Consider the following 12,040-nt stretch of genomic DNA (forward strand, 5'->3'; position numbering starts at 1 on the left):
TTAGTGTGAATGTAATGTCAATAGAACTGCCATTGAAATAAATGGCAATAGTTATATTAATTGTAGTTATAGGATAGGTTCTCTATATTCAGTTATCTAAGAATTAGGTATAATGTCTGTGAGTCTAACTGAAATAGCAACCGATGTAACAAATGTGTTGTAAGAGGAGAAGAATATGAGAAATATTAAACTAACAATTGAGTATGATGGTACAAGATATCTTGGATGGCAAAGACTTGGGAATTCGGAGAAGACGATCCAAGGGAAAATCGAGAATATCCTGACACAGATGACTGGAACAAAGATTGAAATCATCGGTTCTGGTAGGACAGATGCAGGAACACATGCAAGAGGGCAGATTGCTAATTTTAAAACAGATAGCAAGATGATGTTGGCTGAGATGATTGATTTTCTTAATCGTTATCTTCCACGGGATATTGTTGTAAAAAAAGTAGAAGAGGTTCCTGAGAGGTTTCACGCTAGGTATAATGCAACTGGGAAAAAATACAGCTATCATGTCTGGAATAATGAGATTCCGTCTGCTTTTGAACGTCATTATAGTTTTCAATTTTCTCAAGAACTTGATATCGATTTAATGAATGAGGCTTGCCGTAAATTGATAGGATCACATGATTTTATTGGTTTTTCTTCTCTTAAAAAGACGAAAAAATCAACGGTTCGAACAATTGATGAACTTTCTATTCAACAAGAGGGAAGTATGCTTCACTTCACGTTTGTAGGAAATGGATTTCTGTATAAGATGGTTAGAATCATTATGGGGACACTCTTGGAAATTGGAACTGGAACGTTGGAATTAGGTGTCATTGATGAGGTATTTGAGAATAAAATCAGAAGTGATGCTGGGATGACAGTACCTTCTCAAGGTCTCTTTCTTGATGAGGTTTATTATTAATAGTAAAAACTAGAAGAAGAACGAACCAAAACCGTCCAATATCATCTTCAACGGTTCCCTTCCTGTCAGATCAAAATGACAGGAAGGGAACCGTTGAAGTTTTCTCGTCTGCTCTGATATTTCGCTGCAAATTGTTTTGAATCAAACAAAATAAATATTTGGTTAAACAATCTTATTATCGATTTCAACAAGTAAATGATACAAAGCCCCCAACAGATTTGATGAATTTCGGAAAGCACAAGCTTCAATAACAAGTGGGGCAAAGGTTTGATCTAACATCATTTCTTCTTGGCGAATGTTGAGGTATTGCTTTTGGATCGTTTCAATTAAGCTATCCTGTACGCTGATTCCACCACCAATCACGATTTTTTCTAGATCCAATAAAACTTGCATATCAATCAGAAGAATCGCAATGTCACGGCAGTAATTTTCAAATAAAGCAGTCAAGTCCGTTGATGATTGGTTTACTATGGCTGTAAAAACAAGTTCATGGTCATCTTCAGAAGCAGCTAACAGTGTGGCCGCTTCTTTCATAAATTTTACTGCTGAACCATAAAAACCAAAAATTTGCGGTTGTTTAGGATTTGGTGATTGTCGAATCAGAAAACTTAATTCACCAGCTTGAAAGTTAGGACCTTGATGTAAATGGTTATCTAAAATCAATCCGCCACCGATCCCAGTCCCCAAGACAACTGCTGCACCATTTTCGATTCCTTTTAGATTGCCGATCCACCACTCAGCTAGAGCAGCTGCCTTTCCATCGTTGATAACTGCAAATGGCAAATCAGTAATGCTGGCAATCCAGTCTTTCATAGGGAAATTATATAGAAATAACAAGGCACCGCCAGTATGGATGTAACCTTTAGTTGAATCTACTCTACCTGGGCAGCTCATGGCTATGCCTTTAATTTGTCCTATTTGTCCTTCTAATTCGGAAACAATCATCTCTTTGAATGTCTCTAAGGACTTTGGTGTCGGCTGTCTCCAAGTTTGGATAAAAGTACCTGCTTGATCAACTAGGCCCAATTTGGTGTAAGTACCTCCGATATCAATACTTAAATAATGCATCTTTCAAACCTCCAAACTCTATTAAGAATCGCTTATACGTTCATCTTAAAGAAAACGCTTTAAAAAATCAACTCCCTCATCATCACAAAGTTTAACAAGCGTATTTTTTTGTTTATAGGAAGAAAATTTTTTTAGCTTTCGAATCATTAAAGTTATCAAATTCTCCCTCAGTTACGTATAATTATAGTGGAATAAAGCTAAAAAATTAGCTTGGGAGGATAAGTATGAAATTTCTTGAAAAATATGGATTTTATTTTCTATTATTAGGAGTAATGAGTGATTTTTTGACGCCTTATATTTTAGGCATCTTTTACCCAAAAATGAACCAAATGACTATGGTGATCAGTGTGTTTGGTGATGTAGGTAGTCCAGTTCGGCAGGCATTTTTGATTTGGTCTGTGATATCAGGGCTATTCATGGTTCTGGCAATACCAGCGGTGTATCAAAGGTTTTACCGCACTTCCTCCACATTAGCTATTCTACTAGTTTCAGCAATTGGCTTATATGGCGTGGGAGATTGTATTTTCACGGGACTTTTTAGTATTAATACGGAACAAGCAACTTGGAATTTTTCTACTTGGGTTCATAATATTGGTTCTGGTTTGGGGTATATTGGTTTTTTACTATTCCCGCTTTTTTTATTTTTACTTTATAAAAAAGAAAGTAAAAATAGGTATAGTCGTCTTTATCTGATCTTATTGATTATTAGCTTACTATTGGCTAGTGTCTATGGTTTGGCAAGGATTCCTGGCGTCAATCAACTGCCGATTTTGAACCAACTTGGATTATTCCAGCGGATTAGTTTCATTTTCAATTATTTACCAATGGCGATCTTTGCATTGGTTCACATTAAGAATAAAAAAATGAGACTAAAATAGTAAAGATGAAATAAAATTAGTAGTAATTTTTCTACATTTTCTGACTAATCATCAATAATTGGTGGTTAGTCATTTTTTTGTTTATGATGTTTAGTGGGAAAAGGAAGCATTACTGACTGTAGATTCAAATTTGATACGAAATTAGTTAGATTAAAAAAATCTATATATTACAATTTTCTATAAATTTGCTTTTTTTTTGAGGGTATGTTTTGTGGTATAATATATTTGTTCAACTACTATATACATCTTCGAAAAAAACATAGAAATAGAGGAGCTTTATAATGGAAACAAGTTTAGAATCAAGAAAGTACATAAAACTGCTAGCATTCGTTGCGGTAGCATTGAGCATGACGGTTGTTACTCTAGCTTTTGGGTTAGAAGAAACCCAAGCAGCTAATGCAGTCAATGATTATGTTAAACAAGGAATTACGAATAAAAAATGGGTATCGCCTGTGGAGCAAAATCGCACAGGGCAGATCAAATATAAGTATCCTTATGAGGGCGGTGTCGGGAAGCCTACCAAAATTATCAATCATGAAACAGCCAACAATACTTCTACAATCGAAGGCGAAATTTCTTACATGATACGAAATCAAGAGAGTGCTTTTGTTCATGAATTTGTTGATGCTAATAATATAATAAAAATTGCGGATACAAATTATCTATCGTGGGGTTCAGGACCGATGGGGAACAAAACTGGGATTCAAGTTGAACAAGTTCGTATGCATTCAAAAGATGATTTTGCTAAAGAAATTATGAATTTAGCTACGTTTAATGTCAATATGCTGAAACAATACGGATTAAAACCAACACTTGGTCAGTCAAATGGGACAGGAGCTATTTGGACACATGCAATGGTCACTCGCTATCTTGGAGGAACAGATCACGTAGATCCAGATCAATATTGGGCAGATCGTGCCAGCCGTTTTTTTGGCACGACATATACTATTAATAACTTTCAAGAATTAGTGGAGGATATGTACTACAATCGTATTACAGATAAGACACCGGCAAATGTTGATGCAACATCAAGTGTAAGACAAGAAAATGGCGATTTTATTGTCGATGTGACAGTATCAGGTGATACAAGCCGTATTATAGAAGTGCAGGTTCCCACTTGGGCGCTTAATAATCAGCAAAAAGATTTAAAGTGGTATCAAGCGGTACAAATCAATGCGAATACGTATCGTGCCACTATCCCAATAAGCAATCACAAATTAGTCGATAATTATCTTTTCCACACGTATGTCCGAACGAATGATGGGAAATTTGCATTTAAAGCAGCAAGCTCTTTAGAGTATAAACCAGCTGTTACAACTGCTAATACCACGTATGATCTTATTAATGATAAATTAGTGATCACAGCTAAACTAACTGGTGATACCACACGTGTCTCACGTGTCCGTTTTCCACTTTGGCGTGATCCAAAACAAAAGGATCTTGTCTGGTACACAGCTACTAAAAAGTCAGATGACACCTATGAGTATATTTATGATTTAAAAAATGTTCCTTATGGAGCGATAAATGTTCATACCTATGTACAAACAGATGGCTGGCAAGAATTAAATAAAGCAACTAATGGTTATAATTATAAAGAACCAACAGTACCAAAAGGTAAAACCACAGCGAAAATAGAAGGTGGTACAGTAGTTCTAACATCAACGTTTGAAGGAACAAAAGAGGAGTTAGCTTCTGTTGCCAAAGTAGAGTATCCAACATGGTCAGTAGAAAATGCAAGTAATAAAATTTGGCATTTAGCAACAAAAGTAAATCAAACGACATACCAAGCACGAGTAGACTTGAAAACGTACAAACGTTACGGTAATTACATGACCCATAGTTATATAACGACAACTGATAGTCGTCTAGTCAACTTTGCAGCAACGAGTTACGCTTATAAGCAACCAGCGTTGCCAAAAGGTAAAACGACAGCAAAAGTTGAAGGAAGTACAGTAGTCTTAACGTCCACCTTGGAAGGAACAGGAGAGGAGTTAGCTTCTGTTGCCAAAGTGGAGTATCCAACATGGTCAGTAGAAAATACGGGTAATAAAAACTGGCACCTAGCAACGAAATTGAATAAAACAACGTATCAAGCACGAGTAGATCTAAAAAGCTACAAACATTATGGTGAATATATGACACACAGTTATATCACGACGATAGATAATCGCTTAGGGAACTTTGCAGCAACGAGTTATACCTATAAGCAACCAGCACTACCCAAAGGTAAAACGACAGCAAAAGTTGAAGGAAGTACAGTAGTTCTAACGTCAACTCTTGAGGGGTCAGAAGAAAGCTTAGCCTCTGTTGCCAAAGTGGAGTATCCAACATGGTCAGTAGAAAATGCAGGGAATAAAAACTGGCATCTAGCAACAAAAGTAAATCAAACAACGTACCAAGCACGTGTGGATTTGAAAACCTACAAACGTTATGGCAATTACATGACCCATAGTTATTTAACAACAACGGATAATCGCTTAGCATCGTTTGCGACAACTGGATATATGTATAAAGAACCCACACTACCAAAAGGTACGACTACAGCAAAAGTCGAAGGAAGTACAGTAGTCTTAACGTCAAGTCTGGTAGGAACAGAAGAAGAACTGGCTTCTGTTGCCAAAGTGGAGTATCCAACATGGTCAGTAGCAAATGCAGGGAATAAAAACTGGCATCTAGCAACAAAAGTAAATCAAACAACGTACCAAGCACGTGTGGATTTGAAAACCTATAAACGTTATGGCAATTACATGACCCATAGTTATTTAACAACAACAGATAATCGCTTAGCTTCGTTTGCCGCAACGGGATACACATATAAACAACCAGCGTTGCCAAAAGGTAAAACCACAGCAAAAATAGAAGGAGATACAGTAGTCTTAACATCGACCTTAGAAGGAACAGCAGAAGAACTAGCTTCTGTTGCCAAAGTGGAATACCCAACATGGTCAGTAGCAAATGCAGGGAATAAAATCTGGCACCTAGCAACGAAACTAAATCAAACAACGTACCAAGCGCGAGTAGATTTGAAAACGTACAAACGTTACGGTGAATATATGACGCACAGTTATATAACGACAATAGATAATCGCTTAGCTTCGTTTGCCACAACGGGATACACGTATAAAGAACCAACACTACCAAAAGGTACAACAACAGCGAAAATAGAAGGAAATACCGTAGTTCTAACGTCAATCCTAGAAGGAACAGAAGAGGAACTAGCCTCGATAGCCAAAGTGGAATATCCAACATGGTCAGTAGCAAATGCAGGGAATAAAATCTGGCACCTAGCAACGAAGCTAAATCAAACAACGTACCAAGCGCGAGTAGATTTGAAAACCTACAAACGCTACGGTGAATATATGACCCATAGTTACCTAACCACAACGGATAATCGCATAGCCTCTTTTGCAACAACAGGCTATACGTATGCACAACCAGCGTTGCCAAAAGGTAAAACGACAGCACAGATTGAAGGCAATACCGTATTATTAACTTCAACATTTGAAGGAACGGAAGAGGAACTAGCCTCAATAGCCAAAGTGGAGTACCCAACATGGTCAGTAGCGAATGCAGGGAATAAAATCTGGCATCTAGCAATGAAGTTAAATGAAACAACGTACCAAGCACGTGTAGATTTAAAAACCTATAATAGGTACGGTGAATATATGACACACAGTTATATAACGACAATAGATAACCGATTAGCTTCCTTTGCTGCAACGAGCTATAATTACTTGCAACAAAAGATAGAGGGGAAAACAGCTATAGTTCCTGCTGAAAGTGACGTTACAGATACATCTAGTAGTAATCTGCCGTTGACGCCAACTGTTGAAGAGGAGTCTACGATGTCAAGTTCTGCTACTATTAATTAATTGGAGGTTATCTATGATGAATAAAACAAGAAGATCACTTGTTATAGGGCTGGTCATTACAGTTGTTTTAGTACTTGGAGTGGTATGGGCTGTAGGTAAAAATAATAAAACCGCCGAAGAAGATAATTCAACTAAATCGTCAATAACTAGTAAAGAGAAAGAATCTCTTCCTGAAAAAGATAGTACGGATAAAACGACAGATATGTCAGTAAATTCATACAGTCAATCTATGACTAAGTCAGAACAAAGTGAATATGATGAGGCTGCTAAAGAAGGAGAGAATAAAGAAAGTGCATTTGATGTGAAATTAAAAGATGGCACAACTGTCGCTGCAGAAGATATTGCTAATGCACGACATGCACTCTCTCAAGCAGGAATCAATGATACATTTTATTCAGATAAAGATATTGCGGATCTAATTCAAGAGTCATCGAATAGTAGTTTGGATATCGTAACTGTTGTAAAAGATCGCGAAAAAGGAATAAATGATTAAACCTGAGATAATCTCTAATTGATTATGGAAAAAAGTTCATTTTGAACGTTTAAGGCGGGAACAATACTTATTTAGTATTGTTCCCGTCTTTTTCTTATTTAGCGAAATCAATCGTAAGAATAGGTTAGATTGATTTTCTTTGGTTCAATTATTTATTAAGTGAATACTGTTGTGTATTCAACGTTTGTGTTTACTTATCGTTTTGTTTATTATATGATTAAACACGTTGTTTGAATGAGCTTATTGCACTTTTTACGAACGATTTATTTATCGTTCGGACTTTTAGGAGGATATTTGATGAAAGAAAAAATTGTTTCTTATTTTGAAATTGAAAAATTGAATACAACGGTTAGGCGCGAAGTTTTAGCTGGTTTTACGACGTTTATTTCAATGGCGTATATTTTATTTGTAAATCCAACGGTATTGGGTGCTTCTGGAATGGATGAAGGAGCAGTCTTTACTGCAACGGCATTGGCCAGTGCTTTAGGCTGTGTTTTGATGGGGATTTTTGCTAAATATCCGATTGCAACTGCACCAGCTCTAGGGATCAATGCATTTTTTGCTTACTCAGTTTGCATAGGAATGGGCGTTCCTTGGGAAACTGCATTAGCAGGTGTTTTTGTGGCTTCGTTGATTTTTATTTTAATCACTATTTTCAAGTTACGTGAATTAATTATTGATGCCATACCTGCAGATTTAAAATATGCTATTTCTGGAGGAATTGGGTTATTTATCGCTTTTCTGGGATTAAGTGAAGGTGGAATTATTGTATCTAATGAATCGACACTTGTAGCATTAGGACCTTTGAATGTAGGAACGACTTGGCTAACTATTTTTGGCTTGGCGATTACAGCTATTTTATTAGTTCGTCGTGTTCCAGGAGGAATTTTTATTGGAATGACTGCAACAACTATTTTAGGATTGGGAACAGGTCTGATTCAAGCACCTGCTAAGATCATTTCTGCTGCACCAAGTCTTAAACCAACTTTTTTAGTTGCCTTAAAACATGTAGGTGATATTAATTCGTTACAGTTATGGGTGGTGGTTTTAACATTTTTATTGGTTACGTTCTTTGACACTGCTGGAACATTAGTAGGATTAGCAAATCAAGCTGGTTTTATGAAAGACAATAAAATGCCTAGAGTTGGAAAAGCCTTAGCTGCTGACTCAACAGCGATGCTTGCAGGCTCACTTTTTGGAACTTCTCCAGTCGGAGCCTATGTAGAGTCTTCAGCAGGAATTGCTGTAGGAGGACGTTCTGGTTTAACAGCTGTAACAACCGGACTGTTTTTCATCGTTGGGTTATTTTTCTCTCCATTGTTATCGGTGGTAACATCACAAGTAACAGCACCTGCGTTGATTGTTGTCGGTGTTTTAATGGCACAGTCACTTCGTGAAATCAAATGGGATGAAATGGAAATTGCGATTCCTTCTTTCCTAATTCTTTTAGGTATGCCTTTGACTTATAGTATTTCAGATGGGATTGCTCTTGGGTTTATTTTCTATCCAATTACAATGGTTGCTGCTAAACGTGGCAAAGAAGTATCACCGATTATGTATCTACTCTTCTTTGTTTTCGTAGGATTTATGTGGATTTTAAACGTTAATTAAGTATGAATACCTAATAGCCAGCGGCTCCTTTTTGGATGTGCTGGTTATTTTTTCTTATTTAGAGATGATGGTGAAGTGGCTGATAAAGGTAGGGGATTCTTAAAATTTTGACTTTTATACTAAAAACACGCAAAATATAAGTAATGAAAAAGACAAGTTAGCGAGGAATGATCAAAAATGGAAACACCTCTTATGTCAGAGTGGCTGGATTATACAAAAAAGAAGTCCGTGGTTGAAAAAAAATTAGAAGATATGTTAAAGAAAAATGGTGATCTGACAACAAGTGAATATTATGCATTATACCAACTCAATCAAAATGGCTGCCATATGCGGTTAAATGATTTAGGTAGCTATTTATGTTTAAGCCAAAGTGCATTATCGCGTTTGATTAAACGATTGGAAGATAAAAATCCACCTTTTATTGAAAGAAGAATTTGTGTTGATGATAAACGAGGCATCTATATAGATTTGACTGATGAAGGGTTGCGAGTTTTATTGTCGGTTGAAAAAGATGTAAACACAATTCTAAAAGAATATTTTATTTAGAAGACTAAAAAGTTGCTTTTTGGTCTTTTTTTCGTTAGTATAAAAATAGATGCATGTGCATGCATGTTCAAGAGGAGGAAATTAAATGAATATTGTAGAGACAGGTTTAACTTTTAAAAGAGGGTTGCACTTAAAAAACAGAATAGTTATTGCACCTATGACAACGAAAATGTCATTTTTTGATGGTGTCGTAACGAATGATGAGATTGAATACTATGGTTTACGTTCTGGTGAAGCTGGGGCATTTATTACTGCAGCAGCCAATGTTCATGAAGGAGGCAAAGGTTGGGATGGTGAGCTAGGTGTCTACGATGATCGTTTTATCCCCGGACTTTCTAAACTGGCAGCGACTATTAAGAAGAATCATACGAAGGCAATTCTCCAAATTTTTCATGCAGGGAGAATGACAGATTCTAAAGTGTTGCAAGGTGTTCAACCTGTTGCGCCAAGCGCAGTTGCAGCAGAGAGACCAGATGCACAAACGCCGAGAGAGTTGACAGGACAAGAGATTATTGACATTCTGGAAAGCTTCAAACAAGCTACAAAGAGAGCAATTCAAGCTGGATTTGATGGCGTAGAGATTCATGGAGCAAACACGTATTTGATTCAACAATTTTTCTCTCCCCACTCTAATCGACGCACAGATGACTGGGGTGGCTCATTAGAGAAAAGATTCAAATTTATCAATGATTTGGTAGATGGTGTTACGGAAGTTGTTGATCAATCCGGTGTTAAAGAATTTATTGTTGGTTATCGTTTTTCTCCAGAAGAATACGAAGAACCAGGGATTCGTTTAAATGATACATTGTTTTTAGTGGAACAATTATCCAATAAACCCTTGGATTACTTACACTTATCAATGCCTAATTATAGAAATCATTCAGTAAGTGATGCTTTTAAAGATAAACCAATCTTAGACTATATAAAAGAAACTATCAATGATCGCCTACCTTTGATTGGTGTGGGAGATGTCAGAAGTCAAGAAGATGTGGAAACGATTTTAAATACTGCCGATTTAGTTGCTGTAGGTCGTTCAGTTTTGATTGATCCTCATTGGACGCAAAAAATTCTAGATAAAGAAGATCACTTGATTAGGACAGAGTTGTCTCATTATGATCGAGAAGATCTAAGAATCAGCAACGGTGTTTGGGGATTTTTAGAAAGTATGATGCCTGAACGACTTAAATAATTGTTTAAAAGATAGGTTATTGTAGAAGGCACAAAGGAATTTAAGGAGATAAATAAGATGTTATCATCTTATTTATCTTCTTTTTTTCAATATCGAGTTATTCGCTAAGGAATGTTTCATCTGATAAACTATCAAGAAGAGAGGTTCGTAAAACAAAATCTTTTTTATTGCTTTTACAGACATTAAACCTATACTATTTATAAGATGTTAGATAAAAGGAGAATGGGAATGGAAGAAAATCAAGTGAGTATAACACTACCTGAAAAAATAGTTGAAGAATTTCATTTAGAAAATGAGACGGAGGTTATTGTAAGTATTAAGGATCAAAAAATAGTGATCGAACCTAAAAATAAAGTTGTAGGAAATCAAACAATTTCTCTTAGATGGTTTTTGATTCCAACGTTAGTTATCAGTGGTCTATTTTTGTTTTATTTATTTTATAGTGATAAAAACCAGATTGCTTTGGTAGGCCCCTATTCGATTGCTAATTTTGTTCTTTCGCTAGGCGTTTTAAGCGGTGTTTTTAGTTTTATCTTTTTTTTCATTAAAGGAAAAAGAAATCAAATCACTACCCAATCAAAAGATATTTATTGGCGCAATTTTCCAGCAATTTTACTGTCCTTTATTGTTATCTTGGTGTTTTCTTTATTGGTATTTTTTAAAGTGATTGGGTTGGTATTTATTGGTGCCACGCTTGATCGTTATACGGCTACATTGCTATTTTTCGTGTTTGTTGGGCTCGTTAATTATTTTATGATCTATTCAGCACTGTCTATCACACCGACAAAGTTGACCAATTTGTTGATATTTGTGATCATTGGGGGAGTCTTACTTTCAATGATTACCAATAAAGATTATCAGTGGTGGCAATTCAATTTTAGTTTTTTAGGTACTATCGAAGCCAAAAGTAGTTGGCAGTTCAATGTTACGTTAATGTTTTCTTCATTATTGATGGTGGCGTTGATCGATAGTTTGTTTGTAGAGTTGCAAAAAGCGATACCTCATAGTAAACAATTGACTATTCTAAGAGTTCTTTTGACGTTAACGGCATTGGATCTTGGAGCTGTAGGATTATTTCCTTATACAGAAACAGGTTCTTTTCAAGGTATTCATAATCAAGTTGCAGGTTATTTAGTTTATCTGATTGTTGTTTTAATTTTGGGAATCAAGTGGTTATTACCTAAGGTATCAAAAGAGTTTTTAACGATCTCATATCTGATCGCAGTGACTTTGGTGGCAGTTGTTGTACTTTTTCAGGTGGTTGGTTACCTTTCCTTAACGGTTTTTGAATTATTAGCGTTTATGCTAGCTTTTAGTTGGATCGTGTTGTTACTTCAAAATCTGCAGAAAATGGCGCAGAATATCAATAACACGTTTCAGGTCAATGTTGAACATATCCCCAAGAAAGAATCAGACGAAATTTAAAAAAAGGTTGAGACTAGAGTGAGCATTCGTATGCTTTTCTAGTCT

General features: G+C 36.0%; 9 protein-coding genes. 8 read left to right on the top strand and 1 reads right to left on the bottom strand.

Going from position 1 to position 12,040, the window contains the following annotated elements; genetic code table 11:
* Nucleotides 1-175: 175 nt before the first annotated feature.
* Entirely contained in the window at nt 176-913 is a 738-nt protein-coding gene (gene truA / locus BCR23_RS12320; RefSeq protein ID WP_069635783.1) for a tRNA pseudouridine(38-40) synthase TruA, read from the top strand.
* Between the two features lie 162 nt (nt 914-1,075).
* Here truA and BCR23_RS12325 read toward each other — a convergent pair whose 3' ends face one another.
* A complete protein-coding gene (locus BCR23_RS12325) occupies nt 1,076-1,981 on the bottom strand; it encodes an ROK family protein (RefSeq protein WP_069635784.1) in 906 nt (301 codons plus the stop codon).
* 224 nt (nt 1,982-2,205) lie between these two features.
* Here BCR23_RS12325 and BCR23_RS12330 point away from each other — a divergent pair, with 224 nt between their 5' ends.
* From BCR23_RS12330 to BCR23_RS12360, 7 genes are all read left to right on the top strand, one after another.
* Nucleotides 2,206-2,859 (top strand): DUF998 domain-containing protein, encoded by a 654-nt coding sequence (locus BCR23_RS12330; protein ID WP_069635785.1) that lies wholly within the window; start codon nt 2,206-2,208, stop codon nt 2,857-2,859.
* 281 nt (nt 2,860-3,140) lie between these two features.
* Nucleotides 3,141-6,731, top strand: a complete 3,591-nt coding sequence (locus BCR23_RS12335; RefSeq protein WP_069635786.1) for a GBS Bsp-like repeat-containing protein — start codon at nt 3,141-3,143, stop codon at nt 6,729-6,731.
* A 13-nt stretch (nt 6,732-6,744) separates the two neighbouring features.
* On the top strand, nt 6,745-7,224 hold the full coding sequence (locus tag BCR23_RS12340) for a hypothetical protein (RefSeq protein ID WP_069635787.1): 480 nt from the start codon (nt 6,745-6,747) through the stop codon (nt 7,222-7,224).
* Between the two features lie 297 nt (nt 7,225-7,521).
* Entirely contained in the window at nt 7,522-8,835 is a 1,314-nt protein-coding gene (locus BCR23_RS12345) for an NCS2 family permease (protein WP_069635788.1), read from the top strand.
* Between the two features lie 177 nt (nt 8,836-9,012).
* Nucleotides 9,013-9,381 (top strand): MarR family winged helix-turn-helix transcriptional regulator, encoded by a 369-nt coding sequence (locus tag BCR23_RS12350; protein ID WP_069635789.1) that lies wholly within the window; start codon nt 9,013-9,015, stop codon nt 9,379-9,381.
* An 85-nt stretch (nt 9,382-9,466) separates the two neighbouring features.
* The gene (locus tag BCR23_RS12355; RefSeq protein WP_069635790.1) at nt 9,467-10,570 is read left to right on the top strand and encodes an NADH-dependent flavin oxidoreductase; all 1,104 of its coding nucleotides are present in this window, start codon (nt 9,467-9,469) and stop codon (nt 10,568-10,570) included.
* 228 nt (nt 10,571-10,798) lie between these two features.
* Nucleotides 10,799-11,995 carry a DUF998 domain-containing protein gene (locus BCR23_RS12360; protein WP_069635791.1) on the top strand — a complete coding sequence of 399 codons (1,197 nt, stop codon included), beginning with the start codon at nt 10,799-10,801 and terminating at the stop codon, nt 11,993-11,995.
* Nucleotides 11,996-12,040 lie beyond the last annotated feature (45 nt).

The organism is Enterococcus quebecensis (assembly GCF_001730365.1).
Lineage (GTDB): Bacteria > Bacillota > Bacilli > Lactobacillales > Enterococcaceae > Enterococcus_L > Enterococcus_L quebecensis.